The sequence below is a fragment of the Lentilactobacillus senioris genome, from assembly GCF_026798195.1.
Taxonomy (GTDB): Bacteria; Bacillota; Bacilli; order Lactobacillales; family Lactobacillaceae; genus Lentilactobacillus; species Lentilactobacillus senioris_A.
Map to the genome: position 1 here is coordinate 249,350 of NZ_JAPQEZ010000003.1, position 24,975 is coordinate 274,324.

A 24,975-nucleotide genomic window follows, 5' to 3' on the forward strand; every position below is an offset into this window, starting at 1 on the left:
AATTCAATTTTCACACTTTAAATATTATATAACAAAACGGCCGAGTTATCAGCCGTTCTAAAGAAACATTATTAAGGAATTAGTAAAATCAATTTTTAGCGTTAAAGTGAGCCACTAATTTATAAATAGGCCCTTTGGAACTAAATTTTTGTTCATACTCAGTTTCAACATTATCTTCATTTGCATCTGAGCGATGTAAGTCAAGATAAACGGCATCAAAAATCAAACCATAATTATTAAAACTGCCTAATGAATATTCGAATAATCCACGATTATCGGTTTTAAATTCGATGTCGCCAGTTGGCTTTAATACCATCTGATAACCCTTTAAAAATTGAGGAGAAGTTAATCTTCTCTTAGCGTGGCGTTTCTTAGGCCATGGATCAGAAAAGTTCAAGTAGATTCGATCTACTTCACCAGTTGCAAAAATTTCATTCACATCAGCCCCATCCGTCAGAACCAATTGAACGTTAGGCAATGGATTTTCTACTAGTTTTCTTAATGCCACTGCAATGACTGACGTCTGCAACTCAATTCCAATGAAATTGATATTAGGATATTTTTTAGCCATTTCGGTAATAAATTGGCCTTTTCCAGTACCGATTTCTACGGCTAATGGTTGATCTTTAGTAAATCGTTCTTGCCATTTTCCTTGTAATTGTTGTGGTTCTAACACAATAAATTCCTGGTGATCATTAATAAAATCATCAGCCCAAGGTTTTTTTCGTACGCGCATAGTTAATTCTCCTCATAAATCAAGCTTTAGTTATTTTTTGAACGCGTCTAGGCAAATACATCCGTAAGAACCAGACCAATTCAAGTAACTCAACCATTATAACCCCCACAATCGTTGCAAAACTACCAATATTAGCAAATATTACTACAATAGCAAAGATTACTGCCACAATCACTAACATCCACCGAATAACAGTTTGAAAACTAGCGGTCTTGTTTTGTAACGTTACGGGATAAATATGGATAAAGACGTTATCGTCAAAGTGTTGATAAAATGGAATTAATTGAAATCCAATCAAGTAAATAAATAGGGCTGAGATCATGATTGGTAAATAAGTACCATGAATAAAGAATAACATTACTGCCCCAATCAAAGTTAACCTAAAAAATAAGCCACTCATTTCGTTATCCCTAATAATCCCGTGAGCATATAAATACTTATAGGTGTTTTTGGGAATTAATTCGATTCGTTTTAATAATGGGTCTAACCATTTTCTGCGTTTAACATTTCCTGTTAGTGCAGGAACATCGGTAAACAAATTGAAAAATTGATAGACTCGATGCATACGACCATTTTCAGTAGCAGTTGCTTCTCGCCAATTTAAAGGCCGATTCTTGATCTCGCCACTAAAAATCGTAGCCCCAAGCAATGCTGCTAAACTAATTCCAAAAGCAATGAAATAATTAAAATACAAGCCAATAGTTAAAACTATTAATGGCAAAACATAATGAATTAGTTGTTTTACCCTCTTAGATACTAATCGATACAAGAAACCTAAGTCTGTAACTAATAAAGTTCCCTTAATGGCAACAACCGTAAGTAATAAGGCACCGACCTGCAAAATAGACACTACATGTCCTATATGGATTAACGGCATGAGTACTACGGTTACAACCAGCTGAATGATAGCAGCTAGGGGAAAACTATAAGAAAACGCCGTTTTAAAATATTGCCACATCTGGCCTTCTCTAGGTAATAAAAAGACAAAATCAGGTTCTCTGATTAAAGTGGCTAAATTTCCTAACTGTTCTACCAAAGTAATTACAACAATACATAATGGCATTAGCCACCATTCTGATCCCGATAGGGTTTTAAGTAAGTTGGAATAAGAATAACCCAATCCCCCTATCAAAAATAACAGTGCCAAGACAAAGTAATCATTAAACACTAGTCGTAAATACTTAAACATTTCGGTTAAATGACTACTCAAACGACTGGTATATAATGATTTCATTGTTTATCCCCGTCCTTTGCAAGTGATAAATAAATATCATTAAGTGACTCGCCGGCTTCCGGAAAGGCCTGTCTTAATTCAGATAAGGTTCCTTCAATTCTAACTTGTCCATCATGTAATAATACAAACCGATCACAAAAACGTTCGGCTGTATCCAAAACGTGAGTAGACATTAAAACGCTAGCACCATTTTGTTTGCGATCTTCAATTAATTGAAGCAAGTCATCTACCGCAAGTGGATCTAATCCCAAGAATGGTTCATCAATAATAAATAACTTAGCATTGGTAATGAAAGCACAAACAATCATAACCTTTTGGCGCATCCCTTTAGAAAAGTTATCAGGGAACCAATCTAATTTGTTATCTAGACGAAACAGCTTTAGCAATTCATGAGCCCGTTGCCAGCTTTTATCTGCGTCCAAATTATAAGCTAAAATGGTCATTTCAATGTGTTCTTTTAAAGTCAACTCCTTATAGACGATTGGAGTTTCAGGAATATAAGCAATTTGTTGTTTATATTTTTCCACATTTTCCGGTAAAGTCTCACCGTTAATTTCAATCTTGCCGGAAAACGGGGTTAATAACCCAATAATATGGTTAATAGTGGTTGACTTACCAGCCCCATTTAATCCAATTAAACCTACCAATTCTCCATCTCGAACGTCAAAGGAAACATCCTTTAACACTGGAATATTGGAATACCCACCTACTAAATCGGTTACTTTTAAACTCATGTTTTTCACTTCTCTATCGTTAAATTTTATTGGCTTGATTATACCATACCCCCTGTTTTTTCACTAAATCAAGGATGTTTTAATGGTATAATGAGCTAAATACTTGTTGAAAGAAGGAAATTTTTCATGAAAGATTGTGTCTTTTGCAAAATCGTAGCAAACGAAATTCCTAGCTATACCGTCTATGAAGATGAGGTCGTTAAAGCTTTCTTGGATATTTCTCAAGGTACTCCTGGTCACGTATTAGTTATTCCAAAGAAACATGTAGCTAATATTTATGAATATGACGAAGAACTAGCAGCAGCAGTTTTTCAACGGATTCCAATGATTGCTAGAGCTGTACAAGCTTCCAATCCGGCAATTAAAGGCCTGAATATTGTTAATAATAACGGTGAGGTGGCTTACCAATCAGTATTTCATTCTCACTTCCACCTGGTTCCTCGTTACACTAACCATGATGATTTCAGCATGCACTTTAAAGATAATTCTGATAAGTACAGTCCTACTGAATTAGCAGCAATTCAAGAATCAATTAGCGAACATATTGGAGAATAACAATGAAGTTTTTAACTAAAGTATCATTAGCAGCAGTTGCTGGGGCTGGTTATTACCTATTTAAAACCAAACAGACTCCTGCCGAAGCAGTGACTAATCTTAAAGCCGAAATTAATCACAAAAAAATAGCTCTTCAAGAATTTAAAGCCGCCCGCCAAAAACTCAATGAATCACTTGCTAATTTTAAAAGTGAGATGGGAACTGTTGATGTGGTTAGTAATCAGTTTCAACGAGAGTTAGATGAATTCATGTTCATTATTCAACCCCACATTGATGAATTAAATAAGTACGTAGATAAGCTTAATAGTCAAACTCATTAATTCTATTTTTTTATATTCTTTTAAATTAAGACTATTTTAAGGCTATTAAGCAACAATTAATTGAGGGTATGTTATGATGTTGTTGAATTGTTTTACAAAATAAATAGAAATGGATGTGTCCTTTTATGAAAAAATGGCTAATCGCTTTAGCCGGTGTCCTCATGAGTGTCACTCTTGTTGCTTGTGGAAGCAAAACGGTAGCAACCACTGATGGTGGTAAAGTTACAGAAAGTGCTTACTACAGCAGCTTAAAGAGTACTTCAAGCGGTAAACAAGTCTTGCAACAAATGATCCTTAATAAAGTTCTAGAAAAGGACTACGGGGATAAGATTAAGGAATCAGAAGTAAACAAGCAATTTGATCAATACAAAAAACAATATGGTTCATCATTTAACACCATTTTGCAACAAAACGGTATGACTGCTTCTGGTTTGAAGAAGGATATTCGTTCTAACTTGCTCTTAAAAGAAGCTGTTAAGGATAACACTAAGATTACCGATGCTGAAATGAAGAAGCAATTCAAGAGTTACCAACCTAAAGTTACTGTTAACGAAATCTTGGTATCTAAGAAATCAACTGCTGAAGATGTCATCAAGCAATTAAAAGACGGCAAGAGCTTCTCTAGTTTAGCTAAGAAATACTCTACTGATACCGCTACTAAGAATAAAGGTGGTCGTATCGATCCATTCGATAACACTAATACTACCCTTGATAGCAGCTTTAAGACTGCCGCATTTAAGCTTAAGAACGGTGAATACACTACTACTCCAGTTAAGACTCAATACGGTTACCAAGTAATCCAAATGGTTAACCATCCTGAAAAAGGCAAGTGGGAAGATCACAAGGATGAACTTAAATCTCAAATTATTGATAGTAAGATGAATGATAGTACTACTCTTCACGACGTAGTTTCTAAAGTTCTTAAGAAAGGTAACGTTAACATTGAAGATAAAGACCTTCAAAACGTCTTATCAGATTACCTTTCATCATCTTCAAGCAAAAAGTAAACTAACTACATCATAATATTAGTTCCTAAATAAAAAACACAATATCAAAAGATATTGTGCTTTTTATTTATTTAGAATTAGATTTATAAAATCGCCTATTATCAAGGCCAAATATTCTATCTGAAAAATCACCAGGTTCCGTATGTGCTAATGCTTTTTGAATCATCATAATCCCCGCATCTAACATATCAATATTATGCAATATTTCAGCTTCCAATAATTCTGGCCGTTCTGGAGATCCATATTCCAATTCTCCGTGGTGAGATAAAATCATATGGCGTAATTTCAATACTTGTTCATCATCTTGATGTAATCCTAGATGTTCTGCGGCTTCCACAATTTCAGCATCCATGATACTAACGTGGCCAATCAAATTACCAGCTAAAGTATAACTGGTAGAAATGGGTCCCGATAATTCAACCACTTTACCTAAATCGTGCAGGATAGTTCCAGCATACAGTAATGGGGCATCAATTCCATCATAGTAACGAACTACGTCATGAGCTAGAGCCAACATTGACACTGTATGGTAGGCCAATCCCCCTTCAAAGTCATGGTGATTAGATTTAGCGGCCGGATAAACATAAAATTTGTTGCCATATTTTTGTAGTAAGGCTCGAACAATTCTATTATAAGTGGCATCTTCAATTTCAAACACAGACTGAGTAATTTGTTCTTCTAGCTGCTCTTTACTTAACGGAGCACGTTGAACATAAGACATTGCATCATGCGGTTCTTCATCTGTTGCCAGTCGCATTGCACTAATTTTAATTTGAAAATTCCCCATGTAAGTTTCTTTTTTGCCCTTTAATAAAACCACCTTGCCGGCTTGAAAATTATCTACATCTTGAGCAGAAGCATCCCAAAACTTACCACCAATTTCCCCTGACCGATCTGCAAATAGCAGGTCTAAAAATTGTTTGCCGGTTTTGGTGGTTCTTACCTTAACATCCTTAAGTAACGCAAATAATTCAAATGTTTCGTTATTAGTTAATTCTTGAAGTAACTTAGCCATAACCACTCTTCCTATCCTAACTTAATGATTTGTTCACTATCGAAATTAATTAACTGATTAATATCTGCTGTATAGAATAAGACTTGATTCTGCTTGCCAATTTCAAGTAATAATTCTTTAGCAGCTTGCTTACGATGACCATCAAAATTAACGAAGCCATCATCAATAATAATTGGTAATGCGAAATCTTCATGAAAGCCAACAGCTAAGGCCAAAACTAACGCAAAATAAAGTTGTTCTAGAGTTCCTTTAGATAGCTCATTGATATCAAAAATAGTATCGTCTTGCCTAACTACTCTAATTGTATCTTGAAAAATAACTTTGTTGTAATTTTGATTCGTTAAAATAGCAAAATACTTAGTAGTTAAATCTAATACCTTAGGTACCCGCCCCTTAGTAATAATATTCATCGCTGATTCTAACCAATTTAAGGCACTTTGGTATCCCAACCATTGGGTTACATTGTTAGTGATTTCCGTTTGTAAATTAGCTTGTTGCTGCCGTAGTTCATAATAACTACCATCGTGCACTAAATGTTGAATGGTAGCCTGAGCTTCAGCAATTTGTTTGCTTTGTTCATTGTTTAGTTGCTGTTTAGCAGTTAGTTTGCCTTTCAGATCATTAAGTTGATCTGTTATATTTCCTAATTCGGCATCATCCGTGGTGGGAAGATCCGCTAACTGACTGGTAATAACCTTTAATTGAGTTTGATTATCGCGGTATTCCTGGTTAATTTCTCCCTTTTTAGCTAGTTGTTGTTCATCACTAATTCCAAATTGTTGATAATCTTTTTGAAGTTTGACTTTGATTTGATCTAATTGAATTTGTTTTTGCTTAACTTGTAGTTGCTGAGCCGCTAATTGATTTGCTTTTTGTTCAGCAGAAGTTTGCTTTGCCTGCCAATCAATCACGGTAGATTGAATCGCCGTTAACCTTTCACGCTGACTATTAGTTGCCGTTGGTAACCAATGTGCCGCAAATTGCCAATGACTTAAATATTCTGTCACTTGCTGGGTTAATTGAGCTAATTGACTAGTTTGTTGTTGAATTTCTGCTTGCTGTCGTTTAATTGACTGTAAATTAGATTGAATTGTTAACCATTGTTTAACTGGTACACCAGTTAAATGGTATTCTTGGCTAATTTGTTCAATTGGAGTTAATTGGTCATTATTAGCAGTCGATCCCGCTTTGCGATTATTATTTGAATGCCACCAATTAAAACCAACTCCGCCTAAGCCCAATACTGCTAGGATTATTAACCAATTCAAATGAGTAACTAAACCAACAATAAAGGCTACTGCCCCAACAACTAAGGAAATCACTGGGGCAGAGTTACTAGTTGATTGTTGCCGTCTTGAACTATTGTGATTAGTTTCGTTAATTAATTGACTAATTTCTCCTAATCGATCGGCTTCAAACGGAATGGGTAATTCTGCCATTGAAAATCCTAAATCATTAGCTTGCTGAGCTATATTTTGTTGTTTAGCGGTAATTTCTCGTTCTAAAAAATTAGCCTGAGAGTTAAGATCTAAATTAACTTCTAATTGTGGTTGCAATTCTTGAATAGTTTCTTGATGCTGCTCTAAAAATTTAATTAACTCTTCCTCAGTTGCCGAAATGGGTTGTTCATTGGTCATCGAAGCTAACTGCTTAGTTAAATTTTTACTTTCCATTACTAATTGTTGCATTTCAGTAATTTTTTCAATTGGCACAATCTGTGACCTCAATTGATTGATGCTCTTCGTTAGCTGTTGCTTTTTGGTTATAAGCGGAGTAGTTTGGGCCAAATGCTGATATTCTTGGACTTTAGCCTGTAATTCAGTAATTTCTTGGTCTGTAGTCGCTCTTTGCAATTGCTTAAGTTGAGCGGTTTGTTGATCATACTGTGGATACTTATCTTTAGCCGTCTCTACTTGATTAACTAACTGATTATATTCTTTTAACTGTTGGTTAATTAATGGTTTTCGTCCGCGAGGAGTATATAAACTATCAGCTTTCTTTTGTAAATCGGCCTGTAACTCAAACCAATCATTAGCATTACTAATGCCAATTTGTTGAATTCGCAATCTAAGGTCATCAATGCTCATTTTGTAAAAGGCTTGTTGATCTAGTTCACCGAAATAAAAAAAGCTAGTATATACGCTACGATCAATGGGTCCCAATATTTTTTGCAAGTCTGAATTCGACAACTCAGTCTCGTGAGTCATATCATAAAAATCAACTTTACCCCCATGCGTACCGGTTGTTCTAGTTAGCCGATAGGTAGTTTCTTGATCTATAAATACTATTTCACCACCGTAAGCACTACTATTTTTGGGAATGTACTGACCATGTATTGCTTGTCGTTTAGTTTGAAAGCCAAATAATACGGAGATAATAAAATCAATCATCGTACTTTTGCCAGCTTCGTTAGGCCCATACACTACTTGAACTGGTGCCGTAAACGAAAAATGTTGATCTATCCACTTACCATATCCGTAAATGGTTATTTCTTTAATTATCACGTTCTGCGGTTCCTTTCTCAGCAAGATGTTGTTCTAAAATTTGAGCGGCTAAATCACTAACCTCTGCTTGAATTGCTGGAGAATCTAGCTCTTCTTTAATAAAGCTCTCTTGGTCAAAATTATTTAGTAGTAGTTGAAAATTATCATTAGTAAGTGCTGCTATCTTAGCCTCTTCAAATGATTGGCGTTCTTCTTGGCTTCCTAACTGCACTGGACTAGGGAGTAATTTAATAGACGTAACCCAAAAATTATATTCTGATAATAACTTAGCGTTAGCGTCCTGAAGTAACGGCAACAACTGACCATTTATAATTGCTTGTTGCTGTTCACTAGAAATAGTACCAGTTACTTCAACTCTGATAAAATTCATTTTAGTGAAATTTTTCTTACTTAACTGTTCTAAAATATAAGCAACCATCTCGGTTACTGGTTGAACAGTCAACGTAATTGTAATCCGTTGCCATTCAATAGTTGCTGTCGAAATAAATTTAGTAGTTAACTGTTCTCCCTGACTTTCTACTAATAAACATCCCTTTGAACCAGCTTCATTAATGTGACGTCCTTGGGTATTACCAGAATAATTAATTACTCGTCTCTCATCTAAGGATTGGCGTTGATGAATATGTCCTAAAGCCCAGTAATCATAATTTTTAGCGTTAATCTCTGCTAAAGAAAACGGTGCATAAGTTCCTTCAGTTGAATTGATTCCCTCCGCACTGCCATGTAGCATTCCCAGATTCCAGTCTACTTGTGAATCAGCCTGCGGATAATTAGTGATCATTCGTTCAGATACCCACTGATTAGCAAAACTAAATCCACTAATTGCCACTATAGTTCCGTCTTTTAATGTCAATTTGGTGGTAGTTACCACGTTAGGAAAAACAAAAACATTCTCAGGAAATCCTAATTGCTTGATATCTCCCGCAAAGTAATCATGGTTACCAAAACTAATCAAAACTGGAATTTGAGCATTATTTAGTCTGTTTAACTGTTGGTTTAAAAAGTACTTGGCATTAATACTTTGTTCAGCTCTATCAAATAAATCCCCAACCAGTAAGACAAAATCAACTTGATTATCGATGGCCGCATCAAAAACCTTGGTAGCCGCATCAAAAGTTGATTGTTGCATTTGTTGTAATAACGTAGTCGGCATTTTAGAATTGGCCAATCCCTTAAAAGGACTATCCAAATGCAGATCAGCTACATGAATAAACTTCATAATTACCACCTTAATTTTAATATACGAAAAACGCCGGGAACTTAACTGCCCCGGCGTTTTGAATAATTAGTTACGATATAGATCAGAAATTGGTTCAGTTACTACTTGGTTAATTTGACCTAACAGTTGGTTAACTGCTTGTTCTTTATTCATTAGTTCAGTGATAGCAGGAACTTTTTCTAATTGACTAGCAAGATCGTGAGCTTGCTTTAATTCATCATCAGTTGGTTCGATACCTGCCATTTGCTTTTTTTGAAGGTTTAATTGAACTTCTTGGAAATCTTTAAACAGATCAAAGCTCTTAGTATCTGCCTTCATGTTACCGTAAGCTTGTTTTAATTCCTCAAATTGAGGAGTATTTTTAAGTTCTTTTTGTAGTTGAGTTGCTGTTTCCATAATTTTATCAGCCATTTTCAGTTCCACCTTTTTATTAATAGTTATATTTTAACACACCAACTAGCTTTTTTTGAAACCGTTTCTACTTTTAAAATAATCCGCTAAGAAAATCCGCAGCTTTTTGTTTAATTTCATCAGCTCCCTGGCCAATATCATTTACATATTCGCTAGCTTTATCTTTAACGTCACCCCAAAATCCATTACTACCACTATTTTTATTCTTGTTTCTGTCAGCCATAATGGTTTGAGCATCTTGGGTATCAAAATCAGAATTCTTTGTATAAGGTAACATTCCCGTCATTTCACTTTGGAATAAAGGTCCTACACCATTGCCACTCAAGTTTTCCAAATGATGTTCGGAATTTGTATTGTCGAATCCTTCCCAGGTAGCAACTACCAGATCAGGAGTATACCCAACAATCCATTTGTCTTTAGTAGCCTGACCAGTAGCACTAGAATCGGCTTCAGTACTACCAGTTTTTCCGGCTACGGAATAGCCGGCTGGTTGAGCATCGACCCCAGTTCCAGAAGTAAAGACGCCTAGCATCATGCTTGTCATTTGCTTAGCAACGTTTTTAGAAATAATTCGTTTACCTTCCGGTTTTTGAGTATTATCAACTACTACTTTACCAGTTGAATCCACAATTTTTCTAATATAGTAAGGCTTCATTAATGTGCCTTCATTAGCAAATGCAGTGTAAGCACTAGCTAATTGCTGAGGTGAAACCCCAGTAGAAAGTCCCCCTAATGCCAGGGCTAAGTTATCATCGGACTTGGTTATTGGTAAACCAAATTTTTTAACTGATTCGTACCCTTTATTAACCCCAATTTGGTTTAGTAACCAAACCGCTGGTGCATTCTTACTTTGGGCTAAAGCTTCATACATTGGAATTTGCCCAGCATACATATTATCGTAGTTTTTAGGAGCATAGTGATTAGAACCGTATGACTTGTGCTTGTCCACCAATTCTGAATCAAAGTTATAGCCTGATTGAAGTGCTGGCGTATATACTGCAATTGGTTTAATGGTGGATCCTGGTTGTCGTTTAATTTGAGTAGCCCGGTTATATCCTCGAAAGACGTGCTCTCCACGACCACCCACTACGGCTTGAACACCACCTGTAGTTGGGCTAACTGCGATTGAAGCAGCCTGAACTTTAGTCCCGTCGCTAGCATTGGATGGAAATAACATATCGTTATCAAAGTTAGTCTGCATAGCAGCTTGTTGATTTTGGTTTAAATTAGTGTAAATTTTATACCCCTTGTTCATAATCTCAGATTCAGTTAATCCGTATTTATTAATAGCTTCATCAATCACTGCATCAAAGTAATACGGATATTTATAACCATCTTTATGAATGTAGGCATCCACCACTTCAATGGGAGTTTGCTTATACTCATTAGCTTGTGCTTGTGTAATTTTTTTATTTTCTACCATTAATTGCAAAACAACGTTTCTACGTTGCTTAGCAGCTTTAGGATGATCAATTGGATTATAAGCACTGGGTGAAGTTAACATTCCGGCCAAAACTGCTGCTTGCGGAACAGTTAAATCACTAGCGTTACTACCAAAATATTTCTTAGAAGCGTCTTGAACACCCCAAACTCCGTTTCCAAAGTAAGCATTATTCAAATACATGGTTAAAATATCATCTTTAGAATAGACATTTTCCACTTGAATAGCTAAAAATAATTCCTTTAACTTTCTAGTCAAAGTTTGTTCCTGGGATAAATAGGCGTTTTTGACTAATTGTTGGGTTAAAGTACTCCCCCCACCACTAATATAGTCTCGGTGAAGTAATTTATTTTGAATATACAACAAAGCTGCCCGACCAAATCCCTTAATTGAAAAACCGTATTCCTTGTAAAAATTGCGATCTTCAGTAGATAATACAGCTTTTGAGATATTTGGTGAAATTTTACTTAATTTCACGTAAGTACCCTTTTGGGCATACAACTCACCCGCCTTTTGATTACTAGAATCCATAATTTCAGTTGTTTGGGCTAGCGAAGACTCTAAATTTTCAACGTTGGCCGTTTTAGCCTGATACGTTAAGTAAGCACTTAAAATCAATGCAACACTTAAAAAAGTCACCAAAAACCATTGAGTGAAATGCCACTTCCCCCAATAGTAGCGAAAGATCTTGCTGAATCGTTGCCAGTGTGGCTTTAACCATTGCAACAAGCGCGACCCAAAATTATTATTTTGATTTCTCATATATTATTTACTCCTCTTAATAAAGCAGGACTATTGTACCATATCCCTTAGAAAAGCAAATTTTTCTTACTCAAATTTAAGCTGGGCTTTAAAAATAAAAACCATCCTTAAAAGGATGGTTTTTAGATTACATTTCATCAGGAGCTTTGACTCCAAGTAAGTTCAATGATTCTTTTAGGACGGTAGAAACTGATTTAACTAACGTTAAACGAGCAGCTAATTGATCATCTTCTACTAAAATCTTAGAATGAGCATAGTATTTATTGAAGGCCTTAGCTAATTTCAATGAGTACTTAGCAATTTCAGATGGTTCGAAATCTTTGCAGGCACTTTCAACTACTACAGGGAAATCATTAAGAATTTGGATAGTTTCCCAAGCATTTGGATCGCTTAAGTGCTTGTCTGCACTATGGAAATCAACCGGGTTAGCTTTACGTAAAATACTTTCTGCTCGAGCATGAGAATATTGAACGTAAGGACCAGTTTCCCCTTCAAAACGTAATTGATCTTCTAAAACGAAGTCAATGTTGTTAGTTCGTTCGTTCTTAAGATCACCAAAGATGATAGCCCCAACCCCAACTTCTTTGGCAACTTCTTCTTTGTTAGGTAAATCCGGATTTTTTTCTTCAATTTGTTTTTGAGCTAATTCAATAGCTTCATCTAATACTTCATCTAACAAAATTATACGACCCGAACGAGTTGATAGCTTCTTACCATTAACTGTAATCAATCCGAATGGAATATGGTGAAGATTTTCAGCAGATGGCAAGCCCATTTCTAATAAGACTGCTTTTAATTGTTGGAAGTAGTAGGTTTGTTCTGACCCAACCACGTAAAGATTCATCGATGGCTTGTAAGTACGATCACGGTAAATTGCCGTAGCGATATCGCGAGTAATGTAAAGAGTAGCGCCATCACTCTTTAAAATCAAAGCTGGGTTCAAGTCGTATTTATCCAACTTAACTACTTGAGCACCTTGAGATTCTTCAAGGAGATTCTTATCCTTTAAGATATCAATACCAATGTTCATCTTATCATTGTAGAAAGCTTCTCCATTGTAGGTATCAAAAGTTACCCCTAACTTATCGTAAACTTCATTAAAGGCTTTGAGGGATTCTTCTCGGAACCATTCCCAAAGTTGGGTAGTTTCTTCATCGCCATCTTCAAGCTTTTTGAACACTTCTCGAGCTTCATCATCTAATTCAGGATGTTCTTTGTCTTCTACGTGGAACTTAACGTAGTACTTAACTAGATTGTTAATTGGATCCTTACGAACATCATCTTCGTTACCCCACTTTTTGTAGGCAACAATTAACTTACCGAATTGAGTTCCCCAATCTCCCAGATGGTTATCCTTAATTGGATGGTAACCATTTTTGCTTAAAATCTTAGCAATTGAATTACCGATAACGGTGGAACGTAAATGCCCCATTGAGATTGGCTTAGCAATGTTAGGTGAAGACATATCAATTGGCACATTACCGCCTTTACCATTATCATTTTGACCATAAGCTACGCCTTCTTCAGTAATAGTGGTCAAAACTTCATTACTAAAACGTGCTTTGTCCAAGAAGAAGTTAATATAGGCGCCCTTTACTTCTACTTTTTCATAAGCAGCAGTATCAATCTTAGCGACTAGATCTTCGGCAATCATATTAGGAGCTTTGTGTATAGTTTTAGCTAACGTAAAAGTAGGAAAAGCAAGGTCTCCCATAGCTAATTCTTTTGGCCGTTCTAATTTTTGATATACTTCAGCAGATGTGAGATCATCAGTTCCTAATGCTTGTAAAATTGAATTAGTTACTTGTGCTTTATAATCCATTTTGTATTCCTCCAAAATTAACGATAAAAATAAAAAATCTCCTACAATTAATAAATAATTGTAAGAGACGAGCTAACCCGCGGTACCACTCTATTTGATATTTCTATCCGCTTTATTATTGTCTTTTAGTTCTAAAAAGCACGCTTCAAAAGGATTTAGGTTTGCCTTTCACCACCACAAACTCGCTTCACTAAACTACCTTTTTACTACTCTTTTATCGTTGAACAATTTCCTGCAAAATTCAATGAAGTTAATCTTCATTAAGCGGGTGACGGGAATCGGACCCGCGACACAAGCTTGGGAAGCTTGGATTTTACCACTAAACTACACCCGCAATCAACAAAGATAATTGTATCATTAATTTAAATAACTGTCAGTAATTTTTTCTTAAAGTAGTTGCAATTTGAATAAACTAATTGGATACTAAAAACGAAGGAGTGAAGCATATGTGGATCTTAATTAACTTTTTAGCTTGGGCTGGTTTTATTCTGGTGTTACAATCAGGCCTCAGTCAATCAATTGAAAAACAAATTATAAAAAAACTTATTAGAGCTCGCTTATTTTACTTAATTATCATTATTAGTCAAGTAGTTATCGGTATTAGATCTTATGAACGCTATCCCTTTTTAACTATTTGTGGAATTATTTTAACCTTAATAATTATCCTAGGAACCGAAATAATATTTAGTAGACGTAGAACGACAACTATCAAAGGCTATTCTATCTGGTTGCTACTGTTATTAATTACTCTAGCATTATTAAATCAAACTATTATTAATTTCTTTTAAAAACAAAAAAACTAACACAATTGTGTTAGTTTTTTTGTTTTTACTTATTAGCTGCTCGATTTTTTAATTCGAGATCAATACAGTGTTCAGCTAACACTGATTGAGCATCTAAAACGTTGAAGCCAGCGCTTCCGGCCCGTTCTTCAGCTACTGAAAGTTCAGTACAACCTAAGATAACAACGTCGCAACCGCGATTATTAACCATTTCGTTTAAAATTTCGTGGTATAAGTCAGCATCTACTTCGTTCTTTTCTTTAATATCATCATAGATCAATTCCATCGTCTTCTTAGCTACGATATCATCTTCAGCTGGTTTAACTAATTCATAGCCAGCATCAATGATTGGTTGATCGTAAATACCATCATGTAAAGTTCCTTGAGTAGCAATTAAGCCCACTTTTTTAGCATTAGGATATTTAACTTTAATTTCCTTAACCGTTTCAAGAGGCATATGCAAAATAGGAACATCGGTCAAGGCCTGTAAGTCATCATAGAAGTAATGAGCGGTATTACATGGAATAGCGAAAAAGTCTGGTCCTAATTTGCTTTGTTGTTTGATGTCTTCAGACAAAGGAATAAATGGATTAGGCTTGCTATGATCCAAAATATAAGCGGTCCGGTCAGGAATCGTTGCGTTATTTACTAAAATATAGTCCAAATAATCCTGGTCCTTAGTTGCCGGAGTCTTTTCATTTAAAATATGAATAAAGGTTTCGGTAGCTTCAGTTCCCATACCACCAATAATTGTAAAGAAGTTTTCCATAGTAATATCACCTTGCGTAATTTTTTGCGTTAATAGCGCACATTTATGAATCTTCCGTTTCGTCGATTGTAGCATATTTATAAAACGTTGTCAGGAGGCCTTAATTTTAACTTAATAAAAAACGTTCTTCTATATTTAGAAGAACGTTTAAACAACTATTTGGCAACGAAATACTTCTTAAAACTAACCGCATAATTGTGCATTGCCCATTTGTAAAGCGCATAACGTTTAGGATTTTTATCCTTGCCATACCAGAAAGTAGAACCCCAGCGGCCATCCTTAATTAAAGAAATAGCATGGTCAGTAACTTCACTTTCCTTAGCGTACTTTTCAAAGGTACTTGGGTTAACCCCTAACCATAAGAAGTAATTGTTAGTATCTTTGTTAGCCCGTAATGCTTCTTTATCCCCAAGGGAGTCAAACGCGTAATCTTGGATTACCCAATCAGCTAACTTGTAACCATTTAAGGAAACAAAGAAGCTACTCCGACCTTGGCGAATATTCATATCAAATAACTTGTATTGTTTGTCACGGTGATCGTATTTCATATCAAAGTTAGCAAATCCAGTATAGTTAATTGATTCCAAGAAGTGTTGAATTTGATCATAAATGGTATCGTTGTACTCTGGCATAATGGCAACGTAATTACCAATAGCAGCAGGTGCTGGATCTTCCAAAATTGGGTGACCTAAACACATCAATTTAACCTTATGATCTTTGCCAACGTAAGCATTCAAGGTACGCATATTACTATCATCACCAGGAATGAAATCTTGTAAGATCATTTCAGATTTGTAACCATTATCGTAAGACTTAGCAATGATATCTTTTAGTTCTGCTTCGTTTTGAATAGTGAAAGCTTTTTTCCGACCTTCAAAATGAACGTCTAACCATTCAACACTGTTAGCAGCTTTTAATGCTACTGGATATTCAAAAGGTTGATCAATTTCTTCGTGGTTATCGTACATTTCTTTAGTGATTACTCGAGTACCAGGGTATGGCATATCGAATTTATCACACATTTCATAAAAACTAACTTTATCGTTAAGTTTCTTGATCAAATCATAGTCAATGTATGGACAAACGAAGACATCTTCAAGATCGGCCTTGTGGCGAGAGATCAATTCGGCATAACCGTCCCCACATGCAATTAAGATAACTGGACCTTCTGCATCCTTATAACGTTCCTTAAGTTTTAACATGGTTTCAAACCAAACAGGATCTTCTGCAAAACCATCAATAAATTCCATATCAACAATCTTAGAATATCTAGTTGGAGCTAAGTTAACTTCAGCAAAAGTTTTAACTGGCTTACCATAAATTTCGTATAATGTTCTGGCCATACCATAAGCGTTAAAATCGCTTCCTAACAAAATCGGTGTAAATGCTGGTGTTGTTTGGTCCATATCTGTCACATTCCTTTCACGAATTGTTTAACAATGACTGAGTCACTTTCATATGGTACATCTTGGTTATTGATCTTTTGGTAAGGATCATGGCCCTTACCCGCAATCACTACCAAATCATTAGGGGTGCTCATTTCAATTGCTCGTTCTACTGCCGTTTTGCGGTCAGCCACGTATTCACTTTGAACCGCTGCATTTTGAATATTATCAGCAATTGTTTTAGCAATTTGAGCGGGATCTTCAGTTCCTGGATCATCGACAGTCAATAAAGCAATATCGGCTGATTCACCAATTGCCTTGCCGATTCCATAACGCCGATCTTCACCTTTATCCCCGGTACTACCGGTTACCACAATAATCTTGCCATCTGGCGCTTGAGATTTTAAATATCCCAATAATGAATGAAAACTAGCATAATTATGTGCATAGTCAACGTAAACAGTTCCATGATTATTAGTTTCGTATGTCTCCATTCTACCAGGAACGACGGTGGACTGTAACCCCATTCGGATATCCTCTTGGCTTAATCCAGATAGAGCAGAAGTAATAATCGCAGCAACCGCATCAACTTCATTAAAATCACCAGGAAGACTCAATTCGTACTGCCCAGTTAAATTCAATTGCTTAGCCTTTTCACTAACTGCTGATACTGAAATAACATTGTCGGTTAAAGTATCGCTGATTGCTTCAAACTCAACGTCTACGGGGATATTATCCGTAATTTCAGCACCTTTGCGAGCAAATAAATAAATATTTTCTGGTTGAGAAGTGGCCTTAGCTGCACCATAAACATCACGTAAATGCTGAGTTTCCGCATTAATTACACAAACTTTGGAATTAACTAATAATTGCTCTTTACAATAGAGATAATCAGCAAACGTTGGATGTTCATTTTTACCCAGATGATCAGGTGAAATATTCAAGAAAACGCCAATGTCATATTTTAAATTGTAAACACGGTCTTTTTTATAAGCTTGAGAAGAAACTTCCATAACCAATTGCTGCATTTTATTATTAACAGCTCGATCCATATTGTTGAATAGATCTAACGATTCTGGTGTTGTTAAACTAGACTTAAAAGTATCGCCTGCCGCATTGCCAACCACCGTATTAATGGTAGAAAACAAAGCTGTTTTACCAGTAAATCGTTGTTGCATAATACTATTGGTAAAGTAAGCAGCCGTTGTCTTTCCTTTAGTTCCGGTATATGCAATAATGTTTAACTTATTTTGGGGGAAATCATAAAATGCTGCCCCCAAAACTGCCATTGCTCGTTGAATATCAGTAACAATAATGGCTGGTAACTCAACATCGTAACGTTGCTCGCTAACATATGCTTTCGCACCACTATCTTGAGCTGATGTTAAAAATTCAGCCTTAAAGTTCCCCTTACAAAAAAACAAAGTTTGTTCTGTTACTTGACGAGAATCATAGGTTACTTGAGTAAAGTCAGCACCTAGATTAGCACTTAAATCACTAGTAACTAATAAGTTATGTTCTTTTAACAAAGTTAAAATCTTACCTACATTAATCTGAGGCATTCTATCAACCACCCTAGTGTCTAAACTTGTGTCCGATGAACTAAATCAATCGTTTTTTCGCTAGTATCTTCTGGGAAGTATACTTGGTACCACAGAATAAAGGTGTAGATAGTAAAGATCTTTTGCATATTAGACTTACCATTAGCATGTTCGTCAAGTAACCGATCCAATTCCGCAGTATTAAAGAATTTTTCAGCAGTATCAGAATGGAAAGTTTTCACGATTCGTTCATGATACTTAGGATCGTTAATCCAACTTGCAATTGGTGATGGGAAGCCCATTTTTTCCTTCAAAGCAGTTTTCTTAGGTAATTGCCGTTCAGCAGCAGTTCTCAAAGAAATCTTAGTTTCGTCAGGAGTAATTCGGGTGTTAACTGGCATTGTAGCAGCAAATGCAGCCACTTCTTTATCAACTAATGGAGTCCGAACTTCTAAAGAGTTAGCCATCGACATCCGGTCTGCCTTGTGCAAAATATCGAATGGTAGCCAAGTATTAATATCAAAATACTGCATTTGAGTCATTTCGTCCTTACCAGCCACATCATCAAAGATATGTTGAGTGTAAGCACCAGAATCACGATTTAAACTAGGATCTTTAAGGACTTTATTTCTATCGTCATAGTTAAAGACATAGTTAACCCGGTAATAACGTTCACTCAATGGTTGAGCACCACGAACTAAGAATCGTTTACCGTGGAAACGAGGCATTTTACCAGCAACAGCTCCCAAAACTTTTCTAATTGGCTTTGGCACCATTTTTTGGTAGCGTTCAAATGGAATGGCTTCCAAATAAGTGTTGTAACCACCAAAGAATTCATCGGCCCCTTCACCAGATAAGGCTACTTTAACGCTTTCGGAGGTCCGCTTAGTTAAGTAGTAAAGTTGAATAGCAGATGGATTAGAAAGTGGTTCATCCATGTAATACATCATGGTTGGTAAAATATCGAAGTAATCGTCACCATTCATGTAAATTTCAGTATTCTTTTGCCCAATTTCCTTAGCAAATTCAGTAGACCAGCTTAATTCACTGTACTTAGAATTCTTAAAACCAATAGAAAATGATTGGATTGGTTTTAGTTTTGATGCTTCATTTAAAACATAACTGGAGTCAATCCCACTAGATAAGAAACTACCAACTTCAACATCGGCAATCATGTGGGCTTTAACAGAGTTATCTACTAATTTTTCAATCTTATCAGCATCTTCTTCAACTGTTTGAGTTTCATCGATGTGATCGTAGTTAAACTTGTAGTAGTGGTGAGTTTCAGTCTTGCCATCTTTGTGTAAGAAGTATTGACCAGGTAAAACCTTGAATACATTCTTAAACATCGTTTCACTAGATGGAATAAATTCAAAGCTTAAATGAATTGGTAACAAGCTAAGATTTAATTCCTTCTTAAAGTTAGGATGTTCCAAGAATGACTTGATTTCTGAACCCCACATAAAGGTATCACCATCATCATAGTAATATAATGGCTTGATTCCAAAGTGATCACGAGCCCCAAAGACTTCTTGAGTCTTGCTATCATAGATAACAAACGCAAACATTCCTCGTAATTTTTGGAGCAGATCAGCACCCCAAGCTTGGTAACCATGAATTAAAACTTCTGAATCTACATCAGTTCTAAAGTGGTAACCCATATCTTGTAGTTCTTTTCGGATTTCTTGATAGTTATAAATTTCACCGTTAAAAGTTAAAACCTTGGTTTCATCCTCGTTAAACATTGGTTGCTTACCGTGGGCAAGGTCAATAATTGATAACCGCCGAAATCCCATAGCTGCTTTGCCATCGGCGAAGTACGCTTCATCATCTGGTCCCCGGTGTTTAATCCGGTCCGCCATATGGTTAATCGTTTCCTCAGGCACATCTTCTTGATTTACATAGCCGACAAATCCGCACATATGCTGATCTCCTTTTAAATAGATAGATTGGTTTTTCGATCATTTGGTAACTGACCGCAAAATTTAAGTAGTCTTCATTTTAACAGATAATGGGCATTTAATACTAGTAGGATAACAATTTCTTAAAAAAAGAAGTTAATTTGCAGTTTACATTTTTGCTTTGGAAAATTATAGGTTATAATGGAAAAAAGACCGAGGGGTGAGTTAAATGAATGAAATCGTATTTTTCAATCCTGCAGACTCAATTGGCAATTTTCATGACTACAATGAAGCTATCAAGAGCGCACAAATCTACAAAGAAAAAAATAACAACGAAGCCAAATCGGTTTTAGTCGTTAAAGGGGTAAATAAACCCGAATTTGAAATTTTCTTAGCCGACGACGTTGTAAATGATACCAATACTACCAACGGTGAAGCTTACAAAATTAACGAACGATTTTAAGAAAGTCCCCTGTTTTGGGGATTTTCTATTGTTTAATATTTGGAGGAATTATTTTTATGAAAAAAAGAATCGCTACTCTAGCTGCTTTAGCAGCTATTCCCTTTTTCCTAGCTGCTTGTTCTTCAAGTAACAGCTCTAAGCAATCCAGTTCATCATCAGAATCAAGCACCTCTCAAACTGCCAAGAAGACTAGCAGTAGTAATAGTAGTTCCGATGCATCCATGGCTAACAGCGCTAGCCATAAGATTAACTGGAAAGGTGGCGTTTATACCACCAAATATTCTTTAAAACAAATGCAACGAAAATTCAACGTTCACTACTATACTACTAAGGAATCCAACAAAATCACTTGGTATCACAATAAATACATGGGATTAACTCGAGGAGCTAATATTAAAAATCAAGCCAAGGGAGTTAAGTCTACTCAAGGTAAAATTACCGATCCCACTAGCTACTACGCAGCATTCTTTACCTATAATACTAAGCAACAATTTCAAAGCAAAAAATACGTTAATCTAGAAGACGGTAGTTTCTACGTTCAAAGATTTTAACTAAAATAAAAGGCCTGACTTTTTATAGTCAGGCCTTTTATTTTAGTTTAGTCATGTTCTTTACTCTTCTTTTTAGACTTATCGCTGTTCTTTTGTTGCCATTCTTCTCTAGTCAACATGTCTTTAACATCTAACTTAACTTCAGTTACTTGATAACCGGTCATCAATTTAACCGCACTAGTAACTTTATTGGTTAACCGATCTAAAATATCATCGGCTTTTTTACCATATTCTAAAATCACAGCCATTTCGATCATTACTTGTTTTTGCTCGGCATCCAAATCAATGGTTACCCCTTTTTCAGGATTGTCACTAGTAGTTAACCGACTGGAAAGATTTTCAAATACGTTACCTTGCAGTCCCAAAATACCATCAATTTCACTTGCTGTTTTTCCGGCAATTTTTTCTAAAACTTCATCGTCAAATACCACCACTTGTTTAGGTTCTAATTTATTTGTTGCTTCAGTAGCCATATGCGTTTCTCCTTTCAATTACTTAACTTTATTTTCTGTGTCAACAGTTGAATTAGGCTTACCAGATGCTTGCGCTTGCCATTCTTGTTTGCTCATCACGTCGTCAACTTGTACATTGATCTCGATTACTTCTAATCCGGTTAGTCGTTCTAAATCTTGTTGTACCCGTTGGCAAACTTGTTGAAAGACTTGACGCATATCTTTACCGTATTCGATTACAATATTGAGGCTAATTGCAACTTGTTGTTCTCCTACTTGTGCGTCCACACCCTGAGTAGGATCTGAATCGCTCCGAAATCTATTGCCTAAATTACTTAGCATCCCGCCCTCTAGTGACAGCACCCCATCAACATTGCGGGAAGCTAATCCGGCAATTTTTTTAATTACATTGTCATCGAAAGTTAGTTTAGTTTGAATTTTTGATTTGCTATTATCCATTTCAAAACGCCTCCTTAAGATTGCCTAGTTAAAAACTGTCCGATCTTTTGTCTTAAGGCACCCAGATCAATTTTGATAAACCGTCCAATTAACCACCCCGCTACTCCTAAAGCAGCGACTAAGACAGCTGACCAAAATCCCTGAAATACCCAGACAATTCCTAAAATAATTCCCAAGACGGCTCCGATTAATCCGTTACTCATATCAGCACCCCCCTTTAAATCACGTTAACTGGACGTGATCTATTTACCGGAGTAATTTGGGTAACTGGCTTAACAACCTTCAAATCTAATTGGGAACTTAAATAATCAATAACAAACTCATTAATTTGATTTGCTAATTGTTCCACGTTTTGATTTTTAGTTGCTTCGACTTTAATTTTGACTTTTGCTTTTTGATTACGCTGTAATTTAATACCCACTACCGGCGCAATTACATTGTATTTTTCAGCTAGTTTATACTTCAAATTTTTTTCTAAAACATGTTGAGGAACCTCTAATCTACCATTGGAGTCAGTCAATACTAGTTTAGGTCTGGTAATTGGTCTAAAAATGCCCAAGGCTACCAAGACTAATCCCACTAAACCAATTAGTATCATTGAAACAAACCCTAGATAGCGAAGCCATTCTTGATTGTTTTCCGTAGTTTCTCTAAGCCATAAAGAAACTTTTGGAATGTCAATCCAAAAACCAATAAAATAAATTGAAGTTACTAGCAGAACAATACCTACAATGATAAATATTATCTTGTTGTATGCTCGCATAAGAACACCGCCTTATTTACTACGCATCCCAAATAGTGCAGAAACAATTAATACTAAAATAATTGCTCCCAGAATTGAAGGGAATAATGCCATTCCGGCTAAGCTTGGACCCCAAGTTCCCAATAGGGTTTGACCCAACCACGAACCAATTAACCCGGCTAAAATATTAGCAATCCAACCCATGGAACTACCTCGATTGGTAGCCGCTCCTGCAATTGCTCCGATGATTGCACCAACAATAATTGACCATAACCATCCAAACATATATATCTCTCCTTTCAATTAATTCATTATTAATGATTTATCGTTATTATAGATTAGGTAAAAATAAAAGTGCAAAAAGAACGCTTTCACTTACTAAAATACAGCTGTTTCAACAAGCGTCTAATTTGATTTTCCTTACCACGATTGAGACAATAAATATATAAATTATAAGGAGGTCACTGATATGGCATTAGACGATAGACTCGATAGTACTAAAGACAAGGTTTCAGGAAAAGTAAAAGAAACCGAAGGAAAACTCACTGACGATAAGACTAGAGAAGCCCAAGGAAAAGCCGAAGGACTTCTTGGAAAAGCTAAGGATAAGCTTACTGATGCAAAGGAAGCCGCATCTGACGCAATCGATGACGCAAAAGAAAAATTAGATAAGAAAAATAAAAAGTAGTTTACTTTCTTAACCGCCTAGAAATTAGGCGGTTTTTATTTTGGTCAATAATAATTAATGTTGTTATTGATCTCATTTAAATGGATAATTATAATACTTTAAGTAAATTCATATTGTTAAGCTTAAATATTTATTATTCATCGGAGGATTATTTTGATACATAAACATACCAAGTCGCCTTTTGCATTAATATTGACAATGCTACTTTCCGTTGGCTTATTAACAGGGTGCAGTGAACCTAGTACCGAAACCGCAAGAAACAATTCATCGTCTAGCCCAGTTAAAATTAGTGATACTAACCACTCAAAAACCACGGTCAACCAACTCAGTAAATCTAAGTCAAAGCAGAATAACTATCATTCAATCTTAACCAAGTTAATAAGTTATACTAATCAAGAATCAGCTGGCCCTACCCAAAATTATTATTGGGTTAATGGCCAGGCTAAATTGACCGGCTTTAAACATTTAAAGGCTGGTGACTATCGCTTTGCAGCTGATAGTCACGGAAGAGCTACCACGGCTAGAGCTGTCCTCACATATAATGAATATCGTAACTCACAAGGTGGTCGCCAAGGCACTCCATTAGAGCCAGCTATGTGGCCTACCAATAAAATTGTGGCAATTTCGTATAGTCTAACCGGGCGTACTTATCATGGTTACCTCTATAATCGAAGTCATTCAATTGCTGATAGTTTATTAGGGGAAAAATCATACACTTCTGCAAATAACTTCACTACCGGAACTCGTCCTCAAAATGTGGGGGCTGATCAGAATGGTGGTATGCGCTATGCTGAAGAACTAGCCGAAAACTATTGGAAAGAACATCCTAATACCGATCAAACCATTGATTACGAAACTACTCCCCTTTACTACAACGACGAACCCATTCCACGAGGATCCGTGGTAGAAATCAAATCTTCAGATAATGTTTTAAATTCTGAAGTGGTAGTTTTAAATTCGGTGGAAGGCATTAAGATCAACTATAACGATGGATCTGATAACGCTCCGATCTACCAAAAAAGTTCTAATGCGAATACCTCTAAAAAAGAAGAAACTACTAGTCGGACTGCCAGTTCTAACGACAATACCAATAATCAAGCTGCATCTGTCACTAATTCTACTCCCGCTCAAGATGGGGAATGGACAGTAGCAGAGGCCGGAAAAGTTTATGTTTCTGAAAGTAAGAAGTATTATTCTCGCGTTACTAATCCGCAAAATTATACTTACGAAACAGTGGCTGCAGCCCAAGCAACTGGTGCTACTAAAGCCAGCCGTGGTAACCAATACGCTAGACCATAAAAAAAGGAATCACGATATTTAATCGTGATTCCTTTTTTAAATAACTCTTCTTTTATCTTGTTCTGATCGCAACATTTGTTGATAGGCTAAAAATTCCTTTTTAGCCCAATCAGGAGCGTCTGCTTTAATAATTGTTTGTCCGTTGACGGTCACCCAATATTTAATTCCTTTAGGTTCCATTTA

General features: G+C 36.0%; 27 protein-coding genes and 1 tRNA gene. 8 read left to right on the forward strand and 20 right to left on the reverse strand.

Features of this window, described 5'->3' with window-relative positions; translation table 11 throughout:
- Nucleotides 1-88 precede the first annotated feature (88 nt).
- Genes trmB through OXT66_RS05325 form a run of 3 tightly spaced genes read right to left on the reverse strand, consistent with a single transcriptional unit; the run spans nt 89 to nt 2,704 of the window.
- Complete coding sequence (gene trmB, locus OXT66_RS05315) at nt 89-736, reverse strand: tRNA (guanosine(46)-N7)-methyltransferase TrmB (protein ID WP_268596358.1); 648 nt, start codon at nt 734-736, stop codon at nt 89-91.
- Nucleotides 737-755: 19 nt separating this feature from the next.
- Complete coding sequence (locus OXT66_RS05320) at nt 756-1,970, reverse strand: ABC transporter permease (protein ID WP_268596359.1); 1,215 nt, start codon at nt 1,968-1,970, stop codon at nt 756-758.
- A complete protein-coding gene (locus OXT66_RS05325) occupies nt 1,967-2,704 on the reverse strand; it encodes an ABC transporter ATP-binding protein (RefSeq protein ID WP_268596360.1) in 738 nt (245 codons plus the stop codon). Before OXT66_RS05325 ends, OXT66_RS05320 begins: the two co-directional genes overlap by 4 nt.
- Before the next feature lie 126 nt (nt 2,705-2,830).
- On the opposite strand from OXT66_RS05325, the gene OXT66_RS05330 reads away from it, so the two are divergent.
- The 3 genes from OXT66_RS05330 (at nt 2,831) to OXT66_RS05340 (ending at nt 4,586) form a co-directional block, all read left to right on the forward strand.
- On the forward strand, nt 2,831-3,259 hold the full coding sequence (locus OXT66_RS05330) for an HIT family protein (protein ID WP_268596361.1): 429 nt from the start codon (nt 2,831-2,833) through the stop codon (nt 3,257-3,259).
- A 2-nt stretch (nt 3,260-3,261) separates the two neighbouring features.
- Nucleotides 3,262-3,579 carry a hypothetical protein gene (locus OXT66_RS05335; RefSeq protein ID WP_268596362.1) on the forward strand — a complete coding sequence of 106 codons (318 nt, stop codon included), beginning with the start codon at nt 3,262-3,264 and terminating at the stop codon, nt 3,577-3,579.
- Nucleotides 3,580-3,704: 125 nt separating this feature from the next.
- Nucleotides 3,705-4,586 carry a peptidylprolyl isomerase PrsA gene (locus tag OXT66_RS05340; protein ID WP_268596363.1) on the forward strand — a complete coding sequence of 294 codons (882 nt, stop codon included), beginning with the start codon at nt 3,705-3,707 and terminating at the stop codon, nt 4,584-4,586.
- 67 nt (nt 4,587-4,653) lie between these two features.
- Here the strand turns inward: OXT66_RS05340 and OXT66_RS05345 are convergent, their stop codons facing one another.
- From OXT66_RS05345 to OXT66_RS05375, 7 genes are all read right to left on the reverse strand, one after another.
- A complete protein-coding gene (locus OXT66_RS05345; protein ID WP_268596364.1) occupies nt 4,654-5,601 on the reverse strand; it encodes a 3'-5' exoribonuclease YhaM family protein in 948 nt (315 codons plus the stop codon).
- Nucleotides 5,602-5,612: 11 nt separating this feature from the next.
- Nucleotides 5,613-8,105 (reverse strand): ATP-binding protein, encoded by a 2,493-nt coding sequence (locus OXT66_RS05350; RefSeq protein WP_268596365.1) that lies wholly within the window; start codon nt 8,103-8,105, stop codon nt 5,613-5,615.
- Nucleotides 8,095-9,324, reverse strand: a complete 1,230-nt coding sequence (locus tag OXT66_RS05355) for a metallophosphoesterase family protein (protein ID WP_268596366.1) — start codon at nt 9,322-9,324, stop codon at nt 8,095-8,097. The genes OXT66_RS05350 and OXT66_RS05355 overlap by 11 nt, the downstream gene beginning before the upstream one ends.
- 66 nt (nt 9,325-9,390) lie before the next feature.
- Nucleotides 9,391-9,735, reverse strand: a complete 345-nt coding sequence (locus OXT66_RS05360; protein WP_268596367.1) for a YlbF family regulator — start codon at nt 9,733-9,735, stop codon at nt 9,391-9,393.
- Nucleotides 9,736-9,808: 73 nt separating this feature from the next.
- Nucleotides 9,809-11,938 carry a PBP1A family penicillin-binding protein gene (locus OXT66_RS05365; protein ID WP_268596368.1) on the reverse strand — a complete coding sequence of 710 codons (2,130 nt, stop codon included), beginning with the start codon at nt 11,936-11,938 and terminating at the stop codon, nt 9,809-9,811.
- Between the two features lie 127 nt (nt 11,939-12,065).
- Nucleotides 12,066-13,760: an arginine--tRNA ligase gene (gene argS / locus OXT66_RS05370; RefSeq protein ID WP_268596369.1), complete on the reverse strand. Its 1,695-nt coding sequence runs from the start codon at nt 13,758-13,760 to the stop codon at nt 12,066-12,068.
- Between the two features lie 263 nt (nt 13,761-14,023).
- Nucleotides 14,024-14,094, reverse strand: a tRNA-Gly gene (locus OXT66_RS05375).
- Between the two features lie 112 nt (nt 14,095-14,206).
- Between OXT66_RS05375 and OXT66_RS05380 the strand changes: the two genes are divergently transcribed.
- Complete coding sequence (locus OXT66_RS05380) at nt 14,207-14,548, forward strand: DUF1516 family protein (RefSeq protein ID WP_268596370.1); 342 nt, start codon at nt 14,207-14,209, stop codon at nt 14,546-14,548.
- Nucleotides 14,549-14,588: 40 nt separating this feature from the next.
- Here the strand turns inward: OXT66_RS05380 and OXT66_RS05385 are convergent, their stop codons facing one another.
- The 4 genes from OXT66_RS05385 to asnB all read right to left on the reverse strand — a co-directional run bounded on the left by OXT66_RS05385 (nt 14,589) and on the right by asnB (nt 20,159).
- A complete protein-coding gene (locus OXT66_RS05385) occupies nt 14,589-15,311 on the reverse strand; it encodes an aspartate/glutamate racemase family protein (protein WP_268596371.1) in 723 nt (240 codons plus the stop codon).
- Between the two features lie 155 nt (nt 15,312-15,466).
- Nucleotides 15,467-16,717 (reverse strand): carboxylate--amine ligase, encoded by a 1,251-nt coding sequence (locus tag OXT66_RS05390; RefSeq protein WP_268596372.1) that lies wholly within the window; start codon nt 16,715-16,717, stop codon nt 15,467-15,469.
- A 5-nt stretch (nt 16,718-16,722) separates the two neighbouring features.
- Nucleotides 16,723-18,258, reverse strand: a complete 1,536-nt coding sequence (locus tag OXT66_RS05395) for a UDP-N-acetylmuramoyl-L-alanyl-D-glutamate--2,6-diaminopimelate ligase (RefSeq protein WP_268596373.1) — start codon at nt 18,256-18,258, stop codon at nt 16,723-16,725.
- Nucleotides 18,259-18,278: 20 nt separating this feature from the next.
- Nucleotides 18,279-20,159, reverse strand: coding sequence for an asparagine synthase (glutamine-hydrolyzing) (gene asnB, locus OXT66_RS05400; protein ID WP_268596374.1), 1,881 nt, complete (start codon nt 20,157-20,159; stop codon nt 18,279-18,281).
- A 208-nt stretch (nt 20,160-20,367) separates the two neighbouring features.
- Between asnB and OXT66_RS05405 the strand changes: the two genes are divergently transcribed.
- Entirely contained in the window at nt 20,368-20,601 is a 234-nt protein-coding gene (locus OXT66_RS05405; protein WP_056978430.1) for a hypothetical protein, read from the forward strand.
- Nucleotides 20,602-20,657: 56 nt separating this feature from the next.
- On the forward strand, nt 20,658-21,152 hold the full coding sequence (locus OXT66_RS05410) for a hypothetical protein (protein ID WP_268596375.1): 495 nt from the start codon (nt 20,658-20,660) through the stop codon (nt 21,150-21,152).
- Between the two features lie 47 nt (nt 21,153-21,199).
- Here OXT66_RS05410 and OXT66_RS05415 read toward each other — a convergent pair whose 3' ends face one another.
- The 5 genes from OXT66_RS05415 to OXT66_RS05435 are packed head-to-tail and all read right to left on the reverse strand — an operon-like array spanning nt 21,200 to nt 23,090.
- Nucleotides 21,200-21,625 (reverse strand): Asp23/Gls24 family envelope stress response protein, encoded by a 426-nt coding sequence (locus OXT66_RS05415; protein ID WP_268596376.1) that lies wholly within the window; start codon nt 21,623-21,625, stop codon nt 21,200-21,202.
- An 18-nt stretch (nt 21,626-21,643) separates the two neighbouring features.
- A complete protein-coding gene (locus OXT66_RS05420; RefSeq protein WP_056978431.1) occupies nt 21,644-22,063 on the reverse strand; it encodes an Asp23/Gls24 family envelope stress response protein in 420 nt (139 codons plus the stop codon).
- A gap of 14 nt (nt 22,064-22,077) precedes the next feature.
- Entirely contained in the window at nt 22,078-22,266 is a 189-nt protein-coding gene (locus OXT66_RS05425) for a DUF2273 domain-containing protein (RefSeq protein ID WP_054671891.1), read from the reverse strand.
- Nucleotides 22,267-22,280: 14 nt separating this feature from the next.
- The gene (gene amaP / locus OXT66_RS05430; RefSeq protein ID WP_056978432.1) at nt 22,281-22,826 is read right to left on the reverse strand and encodes an alkaline shock response membrane anchor protein AmaP; all 546 of its coding nucleotides are present in this window, start codon (nt 22,824-22,826) and stop codon (nt 22,281-22,283) included.
- Between the two features lie 12 nt (nt 22,827-22,838).
- Nucleotides 22,839-23,090, reverse strand: a complete 252-nt coding sequence (locus OXT66_RS05435) for a GlsB/YeaQ/YmgE family stress response membrane protein (RefSeq protein WP_268596377.1) — start codon at nt 23,088-23,090, stop codon at nt 22,839-22,841.
- A 184-nt stretch (nt 23,091-23,274) separates the two neighbouring features.
- Between OXT66_RS05435 and OXT66_RS05440 the strand changes: the two genes are divergently transcribed.
- Together OXT66_RS05440 and OXT66_RS05445 are read left to right on the forward strand one after the other, a co-directional pair.
- Entirely contained in the window at nt 23,275-23,493 is a 219-nt protein-coding gene (locus OXT66_RS05440; RefSeq protein WP_054671876.1) for a CsbD family protein, read from the forward strand.
- 198 nt (nt 23,494-23,691) lie between these two features.
- A complete protein-coding gene (locus OXT66_RS05445) occupies nt 23,692-24,792 on the forward strand; it encodes a deoxyribonuclease (RefSeq protein ID WP_419146380.1) in 1,101 nt (366 codons plus the stop codon).
- Between the two features lie 36 nt (nt 24,793-24,828).
- Here OXT66_RS05445 and OXT66_RS05450 read toward each other — a convergent pair whose 3' ends face one another.
- Nucleotides 24,829-24,972, reverse strand: coding sequence for a hypothetical protein (locus tag OXT66_RS05450; protein WP_156410666.1), 144 nt, complete (start codon nt 24,970-24,972; stop codon nt 24,829-24,831).
- Nucleotides 24,973-24,975 lie beyond the last annotated feature (3 nt).